Here is an 18,340-nt window from a genome sequence, read left to right on the forward strand (position 1 = left end):
TTAACTAAGTGGTCTTAGATAAGCCAAGAATCGTTTCTCAGCATATTTAAATATTGCAATGATGATAAACGTCAATGCCATGTAGAACAGGCCTGCGGTTAAGAACGACTCAAATGGTGCGTAGTAACGTGAGTTAACCAAACGCGCTGCGCCTGTTAAGTCCATAATCGTTACGATACCTGCAACCGCAGAGCCATGAAGCATGAAGATCACTTCGTTACTATAAGCCGGCAGTGCACGACGAAGAGCACTTGGTAAGATGATACGGCGATAGGTTTTCGCAGTACTCATGCCATACGCTTTTGCCGCTTCCACTTCCCCTTTTGGTAAACCATTGATAGCACCACGAATAATTTCAGCCGTGTAAGCCGACGTGTTGAGGATAAACGCCACTAATGCACAGAACCATGCATTTTCCCACAGTGTGTCTTTCACTGGGAAAAACTGATCCATACCGTAGTAGATCAGATAAAGCTGAACCAGAAGCGGTGTACCACGAAAGAAATAGATAAACGACCACGCCGGGGCGTTAATCAACATATTGTGGCTATTACGTGCAATTGCTAATGGAATCGCGACAAATAAGCCGATAATAAGGGCAATTGTTACCATCCACGCCGTTGTCCAAAGGCCGTCTAGGTAGATAGGTAAACTTTCAATAATCAATGAAAAGTCCATAATTACCTCGCGTGGATACTAAATTTGCGTTCAACCAGCTTCAACAACCCCGTCGAAACACTGGTAAAGAACAAGAAGATAAGCGCAACAGCCATGTAGAAAGTAAATGGCATTTTGGTTGAACCTGCAGCCAGTGCACTCACGCGAACCATATCTTCTAATCCGATAATTGAGACTAAAGCGGTTGTTTTAAGCAGAACTAACCAGTTATTACCAAAGCCCGGCAACGCATGACGAATCATTTGTGGTAAGAGGATGCGTCTAAACGCCTTCACAGGACTCATTCCATACGCTTTTGCCGCTTCCATCTCTCCAGCATCAACCGCCATGATTGCGCCACGGAAGGTCTCAGCCATGTAAGCACCAAAGATAAAGCCGATGGTTAAGACACCTGCGATGAATGGGCTAACGTCAATATAATCTGGAAGGTATGACGTCCATTCGTGGTTAGGGTCGCTCGACGTAAACCACTCGTTGAGCCATTCATTGATGGAATACAAACTGTTGTTTAAAAGGATCTGACCACCAAAGAAAATCAACATCATCAATACAAGGTCTGGAATGCCTCGAATAATGGTGGTGTAGAGTGTGGCAATAGCTCTTGCCCAGCGATAAGGAGCCAATTTTGCCAGTGCGCCTAACATACCCAATATCATAGCGAGTAGCAGCGACAGCAAAGCGACTTCAATTGTGAGTAAAGCTCCCTTGAAGATAGAAGCTTCATACCCTTGTAAATCAAACATAATGAATTCCAACAGAACAGCGAAAAAGTTGGGAGAGATAGGGAGAGATGCGCTCTCTCCCTAGAGTCTTCTCAGGATATTACTGACCGTATACGTCGTAGTTGAAGTATTTAGCTGCGATATCTTGGTAGATACCCTTTTCACGTAGCGAGATGATCGCTTCGTCTAGTTTCTTGGTTAGGTCTTTGTCTTGCTTACGAACTGCGATACCCATACCATCACCGAACCATTTTGGATCAGTTAGTGATGGACCAACAAACTCGTACGCTTCACCGCCCGCTTTGTTGATAACACCTTCTTCAAGTGCTGATGCATCACCTAGAACTGCTGCGATACGACCATTGTTCAGGTCAAGATATGCCTCGTCAAAAGAGCCATAGCGTACAATCTCAACATCTTTGTAGTTATCTGTTAGGTACTTATCGTGCGTTGTTGCACGCTGCACACCAATCTTCACACCGTCTAAGTTATCAAAGTCTAAGCCTGCACCTTTCTTAGCAATAAATTTGTTAGGAATTTGCGCGTATTTACCTGTGAAATCTACTTTCTTCTTACGCTCTTCAGTGATAGACATTGCCGCAATGATCGCATCATATTTACGAGCAAGTAGAGAAGGAATAATACCATCCCAGTCTTGAGCAACGATCTTACATTTCACTTGCATCTCAGTACAAAGTGCATTTGCCATATCCACGTCAAAGCCTTTAATAGAGCCGTCAGCTTCAGTCCAGCTAAATGGAGGGTAAGCACCTTCAATACCAAAACGAACTGTTTTCCACTCTTTTGCTTGAGCTACGCCAGTTGCAGCAGTTGCAGCAAGTGCTGCTACCAGTAACCACTTTTTCATATCCCTACTCCTGTGATTTAGATATTTTTAATGTTGTGTTTTTAGTTAAATTGTTGTGTTTATTACACAGCACCGCCTCATACCTTGATAGCGATGCCCGCAATACGTTAATAAATCGATGAGATAAACTGTTGTAAACGCTCTGACTCAGGTTTTGTAAACAGTTTAGCTGGATCGCCCTGCTCTTCCACCAAGCCTTGGTGAAGGAACATCACATGGTTCGATACATCACGGGCAAACGCCATTTCGTGTGTTACCACCAGCATGGTTCGTCCTTCTTCAGCCAAGTCGCGCATTACGCCCAATACTTCGCCGACGAGTTCTGGGTCAAGCGCCGATGTAGGTTCATCGAACAGCATGACTTCTGGGTCTACAGCCAGTGCACGTGCGATAGCGGCACGCTGCTGTTGACCACCAGAAAGGTGACCAGGGTAATAGTCTTTACGCTCGTATAGGCCCACTTTCTTGAGTAGCATCTCTGCATTTTCAATGGCTTGAGCTTTAGGTACACCCAGAACATGGACAGGTGCCTCAATAACATTCTCAAGAACGGTTAGATGTGACCATAGGTTGAACCCCTGAAAAACCATCGCTAAGCGAGAACGGATTCGCTGAACTTGTTTTTCATTTGCGGGAATTGACTCGCCAAGGCGGTTGTTTTTCATTTGGATAAGCTCACCGTTTACCCAAATCTCACCGGCTGTTGGCGTTTCTAGAAGGTTGATACAGCGAAGAAAGGTACTCTTGCCAGAGCCAGAGGAACCAATGATTGAAACCACGTCCCCTTTATGCGCAGAAAGCGAAATTCCTTTTAAAACTTCATTTTGACCAAACGTTTTGTGTAAGTCCTTTATGTCCAGCGCTGGTACATCTTTCATGCGCTTTCTCTCCCAAGTTTGTGTAAATGCAAGGTACTCCGACCTTTTCATGCGATACAAACTAGCACCCCACGCAGCAACATGCAACAAATTATTAACCTATCATTTAGGAATAAATAGCACTTCACTCTGATTTATTATGCACAAAGTAGCGTTTTCCTCTCAATTAGATGAATAGTAGCTATAAAAAAGCCCCGATTAACGGGGCTTTTATGTTTTATTTTTGTTAACCCAGCAACATTAACCAGCTGGTATTTCTTTCTCAATTTTTTGATAACTCAATTCAGATTTGTCCAGAATTGAACTTCTTTTTGTCGTAGGTGGTAACAATAACGAAACTCTATCCACGAATTTGTCAGAACTTTGTGGGCTTGAATACTCATTAGCTAAAAGCTCAAACTCTGTTGACGTAACAGAACCTAAAGACATATATGTCACTTCAATTACATTACCATCGGTCGGCAATGCACTATTTGAAATACCATCATATTCTGGGATATTTACATCAACAATAGAGGAAGATGATTTTGCATAGACTGCATGTTTTGCAACAGTATCCACTGGAATATTAATTCTAACTACTGTTTCTTCATTTAAATCAACTGCACCGTTACTACTAACTTCGCAGCTACTTACTCCACAATCTAGCCTTGGGTTACTGTTCGTAATCACCGCATCTGCATCAACAAAATCAACGTCTAGGAAATTACCCATGCTTGAGATGTATTGATTTTTGTCAATAGTCCACCCTTCATCGTGATAGGCGCTCGTCGATATTGAGTAAGTGAAATCATCCGAGTATTTCAAGTTAAGATCTAATGAAGTTACAGCTTGCCATTTGAACCGTGCTGTATCCGCGTTTGCACTGACAACTGCAGATTCCGAGCTCAATGAACTATTCGAATTCCATGAGAGTGGAACACTATCAGTTAGCTCTTTCAATGACACCGCATTCGGCGTTGTTCCATCATCATTCGACAGATCACTACCTTTTATTGATGCGTACTCGATAATTGAGCCGTTGGCATCATACCCTGCCCCCAAGATATCCTCATTGCCATCAATAATGCTAAGCTCTTTGATAAGGGAATTTCCTAACTTTTGTCCACTCCAATAAGTTTCAACCGAATATGAAGCGATACTATTAGCGCTTGCGAGTATAACCGCTTTTTCTTCAGATGCTCGCGAGAGCTGATTTGATGTATAGCACGCAGCTGTGCCTTGTGTCGCTTCAATATTGATTAGATAATTTCCTAAAAGCTCTTTTTGAATTGACAATGTATGCGCAAATTCAGTACCAGCGAAACTTACACTATCAATAACAGTAACAAAACCACCATCCTCAACATCATTTTCTGTGAATGTCAACTTGCCATTAGATAACTTATCCTTCAAAGATTTATTGAACGAACCATCAGCATTATAACTATGAATATCGTACACCGTTGTAGCTATCTTTGCGTAGTCAAAGTTGCCATCACTATAGGATCTAAAAATAGTTGGGCTACTAGTATTCGTGCATTCTGAAGTCGACTTGTTAACTTCCATCTGCACAAATTCAAATGTATAACTTTTTATTACAGGACCACCGCCCCCGCCACCACCGCCGCTTCCGCCGCCACAACCAACCAGTAGTCCTGAGATCATTGCCGCTAGTGGCAACATTTGTGTCTTTTTCATCGATTTTCGTCCTGTTTGTGGCAACAGCGCGCCAAAATTAAGTCTCTGCGGATGATATAGCAAAAAGCACGCCAAACATTAAGGAGCTACCTTATCCTTAGGACAAAACTGTGACGAGGTGGGATAAACGTCAAGTTATGAAAACAAATTACACATTTCTTTAAAGTTTACTTATTGAGCAAGAGCATTTTGTAGCTTTCTTTCACATAAACTCATAAAGTGATCAAGATCAATCACCCTAAAGGGTAAGCTTGTTAGACTCCCCGACACACAATAAGGCATATAAAAATGCCAAATGTTTCTTTTAACTTTGCTGCATAAGGCACATAAAAATCGTGCAACATTGTGTTAATGAGTTATAAACAAGAGATGACGCAATTTCGCGCACTTATAGAATTCATCTTTAGAATTACTACCAAATAAAAATATGAGGAATCTATGTCAGACGTTGTCAACAATGCGAACTCTGAAGTAGAAGAAAAAAGCTATCAAGAGCTTCACCGCCCTGCTTCTGAATTCGAAAGCCGCTCAGACTACCTAGATCACGAGCTGCAAATCATGAAGCCTCGCCGCTTCGGCCTTAACCTTCCTGGTCGTGACTTCCGTTTTGAACTTGAAGATCTTGTTCCAGCACTTGCTGGTACTATCGGCATCATCGCGATGTACTCAGCGGTAATGATGTCTTGGGCAGAAGGTCTAACGGCAGCTTGGGATCACGTTAACCTAGGCAAAGACTTCGCGATTGAAGTAGCACGTGTAGAGATGCTTATCCCTGCTCTACTTTTCTGTATTCTTGCTTCTGGTTTCTTTAACCCGAAAGCAAACCTTGCCGGCAACCACGGCCCAATGATCCCTCTTATCGGTACCATTGCTCTTGCTGGTGCTCACCCTCTTGCATTGGCAATCCTTATCGGTGTCTTTGGTTTAATCCTGAGTCTACTCAAAGGTGGTTCGAAACTGGTTAACCTTACCTCTGAAGGTACTGCCGGTGGCTTGCTCATCTTCCTTGGTCTAACCGGTACTATGAGCCAAATCAACTCAATCCAAGAGTGGGCTGTTGGTCTTCAATCTGACACCGTTGCTGCTGGTAGCATGGGTTACATCGGTCTAATCGTACTTGCGGTTACTATTGGCCTATACGCTTTCCTTGCTAAAGTAAATAAGCGTTGGCTAGCGATTCCGGTTTGTGCCTTTACTGGTCTAATAATCGCTCTAGTGCTTGGTGCAGGTTTTGACATTAAGTTCGTAACTGAAACTGGTCTTCCAAACCTAAACCCAATTTACTGGTGGGGTTCAACTGAAGAAGGTTGGATGCTAGGTCTACCAAACGTAGAACACTTCATCGCTTCTCTACCATTTGCAATCCTTGCGGTAGCAATGTGGTCGCCTGACTTCCTAGGTCACCGTATCTTCCAAGAGTTGAACTACCCTAAAAAGTCTGAAAAAGTTCTTATGGATGTAGATGACACAATGACTATGTGTTCAGTACGTCAAATGGTTGGTACAGCTGTGGGTGGTGGTAACATCACATCTTCTTGGGGTACTTACATGATCCCAGCAGCGATTGCTAAACGTCCTATCCCTGGCGGTGCAATCCTACTTGGTTCTCTATGTATCATTGTTGCGATTCTTGGCTTCCCAATGGACGTAGCAGTATGGCCACCAGTGATGCGTGTTGCGCTACTTGTAGGTGTATCTCTACCTCTACTTGAAGCCGGTATGCAGATGGTTAAAGATTCAAAAGACTCTCAAGCAGCTGGTATCTGTATCTTCGGTTCAGCGGTTGTTAACCCAGTTCTAGCTTGGGCTCTAACAATGCTTCTTGATAACAATGGCCTAATTGGTGACAAAGAGCGTCCTAAACGTCTATCTTTTGTAGACAAGATCGTTATCCCGGTTGGTGTACTTGTTATCTGTCTTGTTGCAATGCTTGCTGTAGGTATGCTTGAAGGCCAATACGGCATTAAAGCTTGGCTATAAGTTGGTCTGAATACTCTGATGAAACGTATTTAGTGAGCACAGCTAGATTCAAATAAACAGAGTAAATTCAAAAAAAGTTTGGGTGGTGCAAGTCACCACCCCTATTTTCTCAACTTTTTTTAGCATTTATTGATTTAGTTTAAGGTTTGCAGAAAATTTTTAGCGTAGTCTTGAATACATCGAAGTGAGACACCATTTAAAAAGTAATGACAATATATATAATCATATGAATCCGATGTGATAATACATATTGTTATTAATAAGAGTGTACTACCCTATACAGGGGCGCTGGCTCAACAGCGTTAAAGTACGTGTTTTTTCTACTAAAAAGGTAGGTATGTCATGGCAGAGCAATTTGCTAAAGCTTGGGAAGGTTTTGCTGCAGGTGAGTGGCAAAATGAAGTAAACGTTCGTGATTTCATTCAAAAGAACTACGCGCCGTATGAAGGCGACGAATCTTTCCTAGTTTCTGAAGGTACTGAAGCAACTAACAAGCTTTGGGCTTCGGTAATGGAAGGTATCAAACAGGAAAACGCAACTAAGGCGCCTGTAGAATTCGATACTTCTGTTATCTCTACCATCACTTCTCACGATGCTGGTTACATAGAGAAAGACCTAGAAACAATCGTTGGTCTTCAAACTGAGAAACCACTTAAGCGTGCTATCATCCCTAACGGCGGTATCCGCATGGTTGAGGGTTCTTGCAAAGCATACGGTGAGACTCTAGATCCAGCTGTTTCAAAAATTTACTCTGAATACCGTAAAACACACAATGCTGGTGTTTTCGATATCTACACACCTGATATCCTAAAATGTCGTAAGTCTGGTGTTCTAACTGGTCTTCCAGATGCATACGGTCGTGGTCGTATCATCGGTGACTACCGTCGCGTAGCTCTATACGGTATCGACTTCCTAATGAAAGACAAGCAAGCTCAGTTTGCTTCTCTTCAAGAGCAATTCGAAAGCGGCGAAAACCTAGCAGAAACAATGCAACTTCGCGAAGAGATCTCTGAGCAACACCGCGCTCTAGGTCAAATCAAAGAGATGGCTGCTAAATACGGCTTCGATATCTCTGAGCCAGCTCAAACAGCTCAAGAAGCTATCCAGTGGACTTACTTCGGCTACCTAGCAGCTGTTAAGTCTCAAAACGGTGCTGCAATGTCTCTAGGTCGTACTTCGACTTTCCTAGACATCTTCATCGAGCGTGATATCGCTGCTGGCAAGATCACTGAAGTTGAAGCTCAAGAAATGATCGACCACTTCGTAATGAAGCTACGTATGGTTCGTTTCCTACGTACTCCTGAGTACGATGAGCTATTCTCTGGTGACCCAATTTGGGCTACTGAGTCTATGGGTGGTATGGGTATCGACGGTCGTACACTAGTAACACGTACGAACTTCCGTTTCCTAAACTCTCTATACACTATGGGTCCTTCTCCAGAGCCAAACATCACTGTTCTTTGGTCTGAGCAACTACCTGACGGCTTCAAGCGTTTCTGTGCGAAGGTATCTATCGATACTTCTTCTATCCAGTACGAAAATGATGACCTAATGCGTCCTGACCTTGAGTCTGATGATTACGCTATCGCTTGTTGTGTATCTCCAATGATCGTTGGTAAGCAAATGCAGTTCTTCGGTGCTCGTGCTAACCTTGCGAAAACAATGCTTTACGCAATCAACGGCGGTGTAGATGAGAAGCTTAAACTTCAAGTAGGTCCTGTTTCTGACAAGATCACTGACGAAGTTCTTAACTACGATGACGTAATGGGTCGCCTAGACACATTCATGGACTGGCTAGCTAAGCAATACGTGACTGCGCTAAACAGCATTCACTACATGCACGACAAGTACAGCTACGAAGCGTCTCTAATGGCTCTTCACGACCGTGACGTTCGTCGTACTATGGCTTGTGGTATCGCTGGTCTATCTGTTGCAGCTGACTCTCTATCTGCAATTAAGTTTGCTAAAGTTAAGCCAATCCGTGACGAAGACGGTATCGCAACTGACTTCGAAATCGAAGGCGATTACCCTAAATACGGTAACAACGACTCTCGTGTAGATGATATCGCTTGTGAACTAGTTTCTACGTTCATGAACAAGATCCGTAAGCTTAAGACTTACCGTAACTCTATCCCTACACAGTCAGTTCTTACTATTACATCTAACGTTGTATACGGTAAGAAGACAGGTAACACTCCAGACGGTCGTCGTGCTGGTGCTCCTTTCGCTCCTGGTGCTAACCCAATGCACGGTCGTGATGAGAAAGGTGCTGTAGCGTCACTAACGTCTGTAGGTAAACTACCGTTTGCTGATGCACAAGATGGTATCTCTTACACGTTCTCTATCGTACCTAACGCTCTTGGTAAAGACGTTGAAGGTCAGAAAGCGAACCTTGCAGGCCTAATGGATGGTTACTTCCACCACGAAGCTGGCATTGAAGGTGGTCAACACCTTAACGTGAACGTTCTTAACCGTGACACTCTAGAAGACGCAGTTAAGCACCCTGAGAAATACCCTCAGCTAACAATCCGTGTATCTGGTTACGCTGTACGCTTCAACTCTCTAACTGCAGAGCAACAAGCTGACGTAATCGCACGTACATTTACTGAGTCTCTATAATCTTATAGCTGACTAACACAGTAAAAATATTAGCCTCGCCAATGTGCGGGGCTTTTTTATACCTATCAATATATGCCATATGGTTTATTGATAAATTGAAATGTTAAGTTGCGCAAAAATGTTTTCTTACATTCACTTTTTTTCCACACACTTCACCAAATTGCGGTACTATCTCGGTTCGTTACCAAAGAGTACCTTTTCATGAAACTTGTCCGTTTTTTACCCCTGATTCTATTGTCTTTTTCATCGATTGCTTCAGAGCGTTCCACCGTCACTTTCGCTCTAGACAACGATGGCATCTTTGGCGTTGACCAAGACTATACGAACGGCTTGTTTTTGAGTTATACCTCATCGGCAATTACCCCTTACACCTGGGCAAAACCACTCAGCCTTTCAGCTTGGGGCGCAAGCTCTCTTGATAAGTGGGAAGTAACCATCGGACATAAGATGTACACACCGTCTGATATTGAATTGGAAACACCATCGCCTAATGACCGCCCATACGCAGGTTACTTGCACACAGAGTTCAACTACATCAGCCTGCACCCTCAACAAGCACAACGTTTTAACATTACCTTTGGTACAACAGGTGAGCGTGCGCTTTCTGAAGATGCTCAAAAACTGGTTCACTCAATCACCAAATCAGATGATCCTTTAGGTTGGGAATATCAAGTTGATGATGAGTGGGCGGGCAGCGTTGGATACCTAAGTCATTTTAATTTAATGCGCTCGCGCTCTATCGCGAATACAGACTTCGAGATCTCTAACGTATCAGAGGTGAATGTCGGTAACTTTAGAAGTGATATTTCAACAGGTTTCATGCTGCGTTGGGGTACCGATTTAGGCGGCAACTTTGGTGCGGCAACCATTACCTCTGAAAACCCTTTCCGCCCAGGCATGATCGGTGCTTCAAACACAGGTTGGTTTACATACGCAGGTCTTGAAGGTCGTTACCGTTTTAATGACATCACCATAGAAGGCGATCGTTCTGGCGTTGAAAAATATGCCAATGAAAACGGCGAAAACCCTGCAATTTATGATGTAACACTAGAGAACATTCAAGCCACCGCTGTTGCAGGTGTTGCTTGGTACAATCAACATGTGGGTGCCGCTTTCTCATTGACCATGAAAACACCCGATTACGAAGAAGCCAAAGAGTCAATTTACACCACTGGCGGCGTCACTTTCTTCGCATTTTTCTAGGCTAAAATCAGCCGAAGTATTCATTTGCTAAACATACAGATAAAGGCAATCAACCTCAGTGGTGATTGCCTTTATTTTTAGGCGCTCAAAGGGCATTGACCCTATTTTATGTACCGTTTTTGTAATAAAATAACCAACATAAATACTAATACGAGAACAGCTCATGTCTACAACTGGTCGCATTCACTCATTCGAATCTTGTGGTACCGTCGACGGCCCAGGAATCCGCTTTATTGTGTTTCTACAGGGCTGTCTAATGCGCTGTATGTACTGTCACAACCGTGATACTTGGGACACGCATGACGGCAAAGAAGTAACCGTTGAAGAGATCATCAACGAAGCAAAATCTTATCGTCACTTTATGAAGGCTTCTGGCGGTGGTGTGACGTGTTCAGGTGGTGAAGCAATGTTACAACCTGAGTTCGTACGTGACTTTTTCCTAGCTGCAAAAGCGGAAGGCATCCACACTTGTCTCGACACTAACGGCTACATTCGCAAACACACAGACGTTATCGATGAGGTGCTAGACGCATCTGATCTTGTTATGCTTGACCTTAAGCACATGCGTGACGAAATCCACCAAGACTTCATAGGTGTATCTAACAAACGTACTCTCGATTTCGCCCGTTACCTGCACAAGATTGGCAAGACGACTTGGATTCGTTATGTTGTCGTTCCTGGCTACACAGACAACCCTGAAGATGCGCGCCTACTAGGTGAGTTCATTAAAGATATGGACAACATTGAAAAGGTAGAGCTACTGCCATACCACAAACTTGGTGCTCACAAATGGGAAGCTCTAGGCATTGAGTACCCTCTAGAAGGTGTGAATCCACCAAGCAAAGAGACTATGGATGAGATTGTATCAATACTGAGTGAGTACCACTCCAACGTTAAGTACTGATCCACTAATTCTTTAGGAGCGCTTCATTTGATGAGGCGCTTTTTTATTGGCGCTCTACTGCGCCACTCATTCACGGTTTCTATTCATCTCCTCTCATTTTTCGTTACAACTTCTGTTGATCATTTCAAAAAAACGTATTAAATCCGTGTTGAGATCATGTTTCGGTAAGTAGAATTGCTGTTACTCTTACCTCAACAAACAAATTACAACATTTAGTTTTTTAGTGAGGTTCCTCCCATGGAAATGACCAATGCTCAGCGTCTAATTCTATCAAATCAATACTACCTAATGTCTCAAATGGATCCTGAGAACTCAGCTAAATACCAGCGTCTACAAACGATTGTAGAACGTGGTTACGAACTACAAATGCGTGAACTGAACAAAGAGTTTGGTTGCCTAACAGAAGCAGAGTGTCGCGAAATTATCGACATCATGGAGATGTACCACGCGATGCAAGAATCAAACAAGATGCTTGCAGATGAAGAGCGTAAAGAAGTGGATCAACGTCGTTTACAGTTCCTAGGATTTGACATTGCATCTGAAGCACAGATCGTACATTACGTGCGCTTCCTGACTGACTCAGAAGGCCTTTACCCGCAGTTTGATAAAGCGGATCACCACTTCAACAGCCAAATGCCGATGCTTGATAAGTACCGCCGCATGCTGACGACATGGCGCAACTGCCCTCGCCAATACCACCTATGTGCGACAGAGCTATCTCAAATCTTCAACGCATAGTAGATAGACAAAAATAATAAAGGGTTGCTCATGATGGGCAACCCTTTTTGACATCTTAAAGACGGATATTAGAAAACGTAGGCGATACCAACGTTAGCGGTCGTATTAATGCCGCTCTCAATGATCGGACTTCTCTCGATATCGCCCTCTAGATTGGTATAACGCACACCACCGGTTACACGAATGTTTGGCGTAATATGCATGTAACCACCCAAACCAATGAAGTATTGACCATCCCAATCGGCATCAAATTCGTTCAGGTTCGTTCTTGCGGCCTCTTCAGAGCTCACGCCGTAAAGATGGTTGTTCAAACGTTCACTGTTATACGCATAACCAATTGAAGGCGTAATCCCCCACCCTTTACGGCGAATCGGTAGTCTCCAAGCTGCTTCTGCATAGATGCCGTTGTGTTTAAAACCCAAGTCTGAACCAGCAGAAACCTCAAGCATGCCCACCAAAGTAATCAATTGATAGCTCACGCCACCCAATACCGATGCCTCTCTTTCATCCAGCTCTCGGATATCAGCGTTGTCGGAATCGCCCGGTTTTAGTGTTCGTGGATCGTAAAGGGCACGAAAAACGATATTCTGAGGTGTACCAACAGGGAATAGACGATAGCCAAGACTAAAGCCACGCATGAAAAAGTGTTCACCTTCGTAACCCACAACTGGAATCACAGCTTTGTTAGAAGGGGTATCTTTATAAACCGCTGGTGAGTAAGAAGCCGCTACGCCTAATGACCATTGAGATATCTTTGCTTGCACCCCAGAAGTCGCCAATAAAGTGGTACCCACCACCAACGCTTTTACCCAATTACTCTTCACTACTAAAACCTTATTCACATCGTCTAAATAGAAACCAAAGTCATTATATGGTACGAAATACCCAAAAATCAACCATACACAGAATCAATACCAGATATTACACATTTTTATCTATCAAATAATAAAAACTGAAAATTTAAAACTCTGTTTAAAAAGGCTTCGTATAAAAAGTAATTTGTTTAAGCATAAACCCGCAGTTCGCAACATTCTCGGACATCACAATTCAGACAAAAATGTAAATAAATGCATAATTGTTAAGCAAAATTGTATAAGCGGGTCTAGGCTTAAGTTGTGGGGAGTTCGTAATTTTCAATCGCTCGTCAGTTTTGACAGGTTAACAAGGGGAATGTGACTATGAGTATTTTCGACCACTATCAATCACGCTACGAAGCAGCCAAAGAAGAAGAGCTGACTCTGCAAGAGTTCCTTGGGCTGTGTAAAGACGATAAAAGTGCTTATGCCAACGCTGCTGAGCGCCTATTACTGGCTATCGGTGAGCCTGAAGTCATCGATACCGCACAAGACCCTCAGCTCAGCCGAATTTTCTCTAACCGTGTGATCTCTCGCTATCGTGAATTCGAAGATTTCTATGGCATGGAAGACGCTATCGAGCAGATCGTCTCTTATCTCAAACATGCCGCACAAGGGTTAGAAGAACGCAAACAAATCTTATACCTTCTTGGCCCTGTAGGTGGTGGTAAATCATCTCTGGCAGAGAAGCTAAAATCATTAATGCAAAAAGTGCCAATTTACGTGCTTTCTGCTGACGGCGAGCGAAGCCCTGTTAACGACCACCCATTCTGTCTATTTGACGTTAATGAAGACGGCGATGTACTGAAACAAGAGTATGGCATCGAAAAGCGTTACCTACGCTCAATCATGTCTCCTTGGGCTGCAAAACGTCTGCATGAATTCGGTGGTGATATTTCACGATTCAAGGTCGTAAAAGTTCGCCCATCCATTCTTGACCAAGTCGCGATTGCGAAAACAGAACCGGGCGATGAGAACAACCAAGATATCTCGTCACTGGTTGGTAAAGTGGATATCCGTAAACTTGAACACTTCTCTCAAGATGACCCAGATGCATACAGCTACTCTGGCGCATTGTGTAAGGCAAACCAAGGCCTTATGGAGTTCGTAGAGATGTTTAAGGCGCCAATTAAGGTTCTACACCCTCTACTAACCGCAACTCAAGAGGGTAACTTTAACGGCACCGAAGGACTATCTGCACTACCATTCGACGGCATGATCCTGGCTCACTCGAATGAATCTGAGTGGCAAACATTCCGCAACAACAAAAACAACGAAGCCTTCCTCGACCGTGTATACATCGTAAAAGTCCCTTACTGTCTACGCGTATCTGAAGAAGTGAAAATCTATCAGAAACTGCTTGAGCACAGTGAACTGTCAAAAGCACCATGTTCACCAAGTACGCTGGAACTGCTGTCTCAATTCAGTATCCTGTCACGCTTGAAAGAGCCAGAAAACTCATCGCTGTTCTCTAAAATGCGTGTTTACGATGGTGAAACCCTCAAAGACACGGATCCAAAAGCGAAGAGCTACCAAGAGTACCGTGACTACGCCGGCGTTGACGAAGGTATGTCAGGTCTATCGACACGTTTCGCCTTCAAGATTCTCTCAAGAGTATTTAACTTCGACCAAACTGAAGTTGCGGCGAACCCTGTTCACCTCTTCTACGTCATTGAACAGCAGATTGAGCGTGAACAGTTCCCTCAAGAGACTTCAGAGAAATACCTTGAGTTCTTGAAAGGTTACCTTGTTCCTCGCTACGTTGAGTTTATTGGTAAAGAAATTCAAACCGCTTACTTGGAGTCTTACTCTGAGTACGGCCAAAACATCTTTGACCGCTACGTCACCTATGCCGACTTCTGGATTCAAGATCAAGAGTACCGCGATCCTGAAACAGGCCAACTGTTCGACCGAGCTTCGCTAAATGCTGAACTCGAAAAAATCGAGAAAACCGCGGGTATCAGTAACCCTAAAGACTTCCGTAATGAAATCGTGAACTTTGTGCTTCGTGCCAAAGCGAACAACAACGGTAAAAACCCTGTTTGGACCAGTTACGAGAAGCTGCGTACTGTGATTGAGAAGAAAATGTTCTCAAACACAGAAGAGTTACTGCCGGTTATCTCTTTCAACGCGAAAACATCTTCTGAAGACCAGAAGAAGCACGATGACTTTGTCGCTCGTATGATGGAAAAAGGCTACACCGAGAAACAAGTAAGACTGCTCTCTGAATGGTACCTAAGAGTTCGTAAGTCCTCATAAGCCAAACGTGTTGAGCTGCCTAATGCGGGCAGCTCCACTACTCACAAGAAGTAGGTTCACGACATAAATTTGAGAGGGAGTTCTTATGGCACAATTTATTGATCGGAGGCTCAACGGTAAGAATAAGAGCGCCGTAAACAGGCAGCGCTTTATTCGACGCCACAAAGAGCAAATTAAAGAGTCGGTAGCCGATGCCGTTAACCGACGCTCAATCACCAACACCGAAACCGGTGAGGATGTCTCTATTCCGCATAAAGACATCAAAGAGCCAAGCTTCCATCAAGGGCAAGGAGGCGTCAGAGAGCGCGTCCACCCAGGTAATGATCAGTTCATCACTGGCGACAAAATTGAACGTCCAAAAGGCGGTGGTCAAGGTGGTGGCTCAGGGCAAGGCGAAGCCAGTCCTGATGGTGAAGGTCAAGATGAGTTTATTTTCCAAATCTCCAAGGACGAATACCTAGATATTCTGTTCGAGGATCTCGAACTTCCTAACCTAGAAAAGAATCAGATAAACAAAATCACTGAATGGAAAACCCATCGTTCTGGATATCAAACAGCAGGGATTCCTTCCAACATCGCAGTAGTTCGTTCACTGCAACAGTCGCTTGCTAGAAGAACAGCAATGACAGCTGGGAAACGACGTGAATTAAATCAGCTGATGGAACAACTCGACAAGGTTCAGATGACGGAACCGGCTCAACCTTTTGAAGAGACGCGCCTTAAAGATGAAATCGCTGAACTGAGAAAGAAAATCGAGAGTGTGCCGTTTATCGATACCTTTGACCTGCGCTACAAGAACTATGAGAAGCGCCCTATCCCATCCAGTCAAGCGGTCATGTTCTGTTTGATGGATGTGTCCGGCTCAATGGATCAAGCGACTAAAGACATCGCTAAGCGTTTCTACGTGTTGCTATATCTGTTCCTCAATCGTACTTATGAAAACGTCGATGTGGTGTTCATTCGTCACCATACCCAAGCCAAAGAGGTGGACGAACATGAGTTCTTCTACTCTCAAGAAACCGGTGGCACGATTGTATCGAGCGCTCTGAAGTTAATGGATGAAATCGTCGCTGAACGCTACCCATCAAACGAATGGAACATCTATGCAGCACAAGCGTCCGATGGCGATAACTGGGCAGACGATTCACCGCGCTGTAAAGAACTGCTTGTTAACAAACTACTGCCAACCTGTCAGTACTACTCCTACATAGAAATCACTCGTCGTTCACACCAAACGTTGTGGCACGAGTATGAGAAGTTAGAAGCAAGCTTCGATAACTTCGCCATGAAAAACATTAAAACTGTGGACGATATTTTCCCGGTATTCAGAGAACTGTTCCAGAAAGAGACAGCGTAAGGAGGCTTTTCATGACAGCAAAATCAAGCGTTGCAGAGAAAGATAGCCCTGCGGATAAAAACAGAGGCAAGATGCTGCCAGACGGCCCTGATTGGACGTTTAACCTCTTAGAACAATACCATGTCGAGATCAAACGTGTGGCTGAACACTACCGACTCGACACCTATCCTAACCAAATCGAGGTTATTACCTCTGAGCAGATGATGGACGCCTACTCAAGTATTGGCATGCCCATCAATTACAACCACTGGTCATTTGGTAAAAAGTTCATCCAAACCGAGCAAAACTATAAGCACGGTCAAATGGGCCTTGCTTATGAAATCGTGATTAACTCTAACCCATGTATTGCTTATCTTATGGAAGAGAACACCGTGACCATGCAAGCGCTTGTTATGGCGCATGCTTGTTACGGCCATAACTCTTTCTTTAAGGGTAACTACCTCTTCCAAACGTGGACTGACGCCAGTTCCATTATCGACTACTTGTTGTTCGCCAAGAAATACATCACCGACTGTGAAGAGAAATACGGAGTCTCGGAGGTCGAGCAGTTATTGGACTCATGTCACGCACTAATGAACTATGGTGTAGATCGCTATAAACGACCTGAAAAAATCTCCATTGCAGAAGAGACGGCTCGCCAACAAGAACGAGAAGCGTATCTGCAATCTCAAGTAAACGAACTGTGGCGAACCGTACCGAAGAACCGCGATAAAGAGGAAGAGCAGAAGGTACGTTTCCCTAGCGAGCCACAAGAGAACATTCTCTACTTCATTGAGAAAAATGCGCCGCTGCTAGAACCATGGCAACGCGAGTGTGTTCGTATCGTGCGCAAGATTAGCCAATATTTCTACCCACAAAAACAGACTCAAGTGATGAACGAAGGCTGGGCGACCTTCTGGCATTATACGATTTTGAACCATCTTTATGATGAAGGCTTGGTCAGTGACAAATTCATTCTTGAGTTCCTGCATAGCCACACCAGTGTTGTCGCGCAACCTGCCTACAACAGCCCATATTTTAGCGGGATTAACCCTTACGCGCTCGGCTTTGCGATGTTCCAAGATATACGTCGAATCTGTGAGAATCCTACAGATGAAGACAAGGAGTGGTTCCCTGAGCTGGCTGGTAGTGATTGGCTCGAGGCTGTGCATTTTGCTATGCATAACTTCAAAGATGAAAGCTTTATCAGCCAATATCTGTCACCAAAGATCATTCGCGACTTCAAGCTGTTCTCGATACTCGATGATGACCGTAAAAGCGTGATTGAGGTAAGTGCAATTCATGATGAAATGGGCTACCGCATGATTCGTGAAAAACTCGCAGCGCAATACAACTTGAGTAACCTAGAACCAAACATTCAAGTATTCAACGTGGATGTGCGCGGTGACCGTTCAATGACTCTGCAATACGTGCCTCACGACCGTATTCCTCTTGATAAAGGCTACGACGAGGTAATGAAGCACCTCTACCGTTTATGGGGCTTCGATGTGGTGTTAGAAGAACTGAAAGACACCGGACATCGAGAAATCCTCGCGACTTGTCCAAAACGTAACGATTATGGTGCGAAGATATAGTCAAATCTCGTTTAAGCCTAATGTTA

General features: G+C 43.9%; 14 protein-coding genes. 8 read left to right on the forward strand and 6 right to left on the reverse strand.

Translation table 11 applies throughout. From position 1 onward, the window contains the following. From KI655_RS04770 to KI655_RS04790, 5 genes are all read right to left on the reverse strand, one after another. Complete coding sequence (locus KI655_RS04770; RefSeq protein WP_285402223.1) at positions 1–678, reverse strand: ABC transporter permease; 678 nt, start codon at positions 676–678, stop codon at positions 1–3. A 2-nt stretch (positions 679–680) separates the two neighbouring features. Then, positions 681–1,421: an ABC transporter permease gene (locus KI655_RS04775; RefSeq protein WP_285402225.1), complete on the reverse strand. Its 741-nt coding sequence runs from the start codon at positions 1,419–1,421 to the stop codon at positions 681–683. 79 nt (positions 1,422–1,500) lie between these two features. Then, the gene (locus KI655_RS04780; RefSeq protein WP_255231029.1) at positions 1,501–2,268 is read right to left on the reverse strand and encodes an ABC transporter substrate-binding protein; all 768 of its coding nucleotides are present in this window, start codon (positions 2,266–2,268) and stop codon (positions 1,501–1,503) included. Between the two features lie 107 nt (positions 2,269–2,375). Then, positions 2,376–3,146, reverse strand: coding sequence for an ABC transporter ATP-binding protein (locus tag KI655_RS04785; protein ID WP_285402228.1), 771 nt, complete (start codon positions 3,144–3,146; stop codon positions 2,376–2,378). A 240-nt stretch (positions 3,147–3,386) separates the two neighbouring features. Then, a complete protein-coding gene (locus KI655_RS04790; RefSeq protein ID WP_285402230.1) occupies positions 3,387–4,826 on the reverse strand; it encodes a hypothetical protein in 1,440 nt (479 codons plus the stop codon). 438 nt (positions 4,827–5,264) lie between these two features. Between KI655_RS04790 and KI655_RS04795 the strand changes: the two genes are divergently transcribed. From KI655_RS04795 to KI655_RS04815, 5 genes are all read left to right on the forward strand, one after another. Then, entirely contained in the window at positions 5,265–6,806 is a 1,542-nt protein-coding gene (locus tag KI655_RS04795; RefSeq protein ID WP_285402232.1) for a DUF3360 family protein, read from the forward strand. A 342-nt stretch (positions 6,807–7,148) separates the two neighbouring features. Next, positions 7,149–9,425, forward strand: a complete 2,277-nt coding sequence (pflB, locus tag KI655_RS04800) for a formate C-acetyltransferase (protein ID WP_285402234.1) — start codon at positions 7,149–7,151, stop codon at positions 9,423–9,425. Positions 9,426–9,626: 201 nt separating this feature from the next. Then, positions 9,627–10,628 (forward strand): lipid A deacylase LpxR family protein, encoded by a 1,002-nt coding sequence (locus KI655_RS04805; RefSeq protein WP_285402236.1) that lies wholly within the window; start codon positions 9,627–9,629, stop codon positions 10,626–10,628. 163 nt (positions 10,629–10,791) lie between these two features. Continuing rightward, the gene (gene pflA / locus KI655_RS04810; RefSeq protein ID WP_285402238.1) at positions 10,792–11,532 is read left to right on the forward strand and encodes a pyruvate formate lyase 1-activating protein; all 741 of its coding nucleotides are present in this window, start codon (positions 10,792–10,794) and stop codon (positions 11,530–11,532) included. Between the two features lie 237 nt (positions 11,533–11,769). Further along, positions 11,770–12,270 (forward strand): YfbU family protein, encoded by a 501-nt coding sequence (locus KI655_RS04815; protein ID WP_255231035.1) that lies wholly within the window; start codon positions 11,770–11,772, stop codon positions 12,268–12,270. 68 nt (positions 12,271–12,338) lie between these two features. Here KI655_RS04815 and KI655_RS04820 read toward each other — a convergent pair whose 3' ends face one another. Then, positions 12,339–13,070 carry a MipA/OmpV family protein gene (locus tag KI655_RS04820; protein ID WP_306416319.1) on the reverse strand — a complete coding sequence of 244 codons (732 nt, stop codon included), beginning with the start codon at positions 13,068–13,070 and terminating at the stop codon, positions 12,339–12,341. 378 nt (positions 13,071–13,448) lie between these two features. Between KI655_RS04820 and KI655_RS04825 the strand changes: the two genes are divergently transcribed. The 3 genes from KI655_RS04825 to KI655_RS04835 all read left to right on the forward strand — a co-directional run bounded on the left by KI655_RS04825 (position 13,449) and on the right by KI655_RS04835 (position 18,314). Next, positions 13,449–15,383, forward strand: a complete 1,935-nt coding sequence (locus tag KI655_RS04825; protein ID WP_285402241.1) for a PrkA family serine protein kinase — start codon at positions 13,449–13,451, stop codon at positions 15,381–15,383. Between the two features lie 85 nt (positions 15,384–15,468). Further along, a complete protein-coding gene (locus KI655_RS04830; RefSeq protein ID WP_285402243.1) occupies positions 15,469–16,740 on the forward strand; it encodes a YeaH/YhbH family protein in 1,272 nt (423 codons plus the stop codon). A gap of 11 nt (positions 16,741–16,751) precedes the next feature. After that, positions 16,752–18,314: a SpoVR family protein gene (locus KI655_RS04835; protein WP_285402245.1), complete on the forward strand. Its 1,563-nt coding sequence runs from the start codon at positions 16,752–16,754 to the stop codon at positions 18,312–18,314. The last annotated feature ends 26 nt before the right edge of the window (positions 18,315–18,340 follow it).

This window comes from Vibrio sp. D404a, from assembly GCF_030248535.1.
Lineage (GTDB): Bacteria > Pseudomonadota > Gammaproteobacteria > Enterobacterales > Vibrionaceae > Vibrio.

Bases quoted from the DNA above. Each gene is read 5' to 3' on its own strand.
- KI655_RS04770 (WP_285402223.1), bottom strand. From the start codon at position 678: ATGGACTTTTCATTGATTATTGAAAGTTTACCTATCTACCTAGACGGC.
- KI655_RS04775 (WP_285402225.1), bottom strand. From the start codon at position 1,421: ATGTTTGATTTACAAGGGTATGAAGCTTCTATCTTCAAGGGAGCTTTA.
- KI655_RS04780 (WP_255231029.1), bottom strand. From the start codon at position 2,268: ATGAAAAAGTGGTTACTGGTAGCAGCACTTGCTGCAACTGCTGCAACT.
- KI655_RS04785 (WP_285402228.1), bottom strand. From the start codon at position 3,146: ATGAAAGATGTACCAGCGCTGGACATAAAGGACTTACACAAAACGTTT.
- KI655_RS04790 (WP_285402230.1), bottom strand. From the start codon at position 4,826: ATGAAAAAGACACAAATGTTGCCACTAGCGGCAATGATCTCAGGACTA.
- KI655_RS04795 (WP_285402232.1), top strand. From the start codon at position 5,265: ATGTCAGACGTTGTCAACAATGCGAACTCTGAAGTAGAAGAAAAAAGC.
- pflB (WP_285402234.1), top strand. From the start codon at position 7,149: ATGGCAGAGCAATTTGCTAAAGCTTGGGAAGGTTTTGCTGCAGGTGAG.
- KI655_RS04805 (WP_285402236.1), top strand. From the start codon at position 9,627: ATGAAACTTGTCCGTTTTTTACCCCTGATTCTATTGTCTTTTTCATCG.
- pflA (WP_285402238.1), top strand. From the start codon at position 10,792: ATGTCTACAACTGGTCGCATTCACTCATTCGAATCTTGTGGTACCGTC.
- KI655_RS04815 (WP_255231035.1), top strand. From the start codon at position 11,770: ATGGAAATGACCAATGCTCAGCGTCTAATTCTATCAAATCAATACTAC.
- KI655_RS04825 (WP_285402241.1), top strand. From the start codon at position 13,449: ATGAGTATTTTCGACCACTATCAATCACGCTACGAAGCAGCCAAAGAA.
- KI655_RS04830 (WP_285402243.1), top strand. From the start codon at position 15,469: ATGGCACAATTTATTGATCGGAGGCTCAACGGTAAGAATAAGAGCGCC.
- KI655_RS04835 (WP_285402245.1), top strand. From the start codon at position 16,752: ATGACAGCAAAATCAAGCGTTGCAGAGAAAGATAGCCCTGCGGATAAA.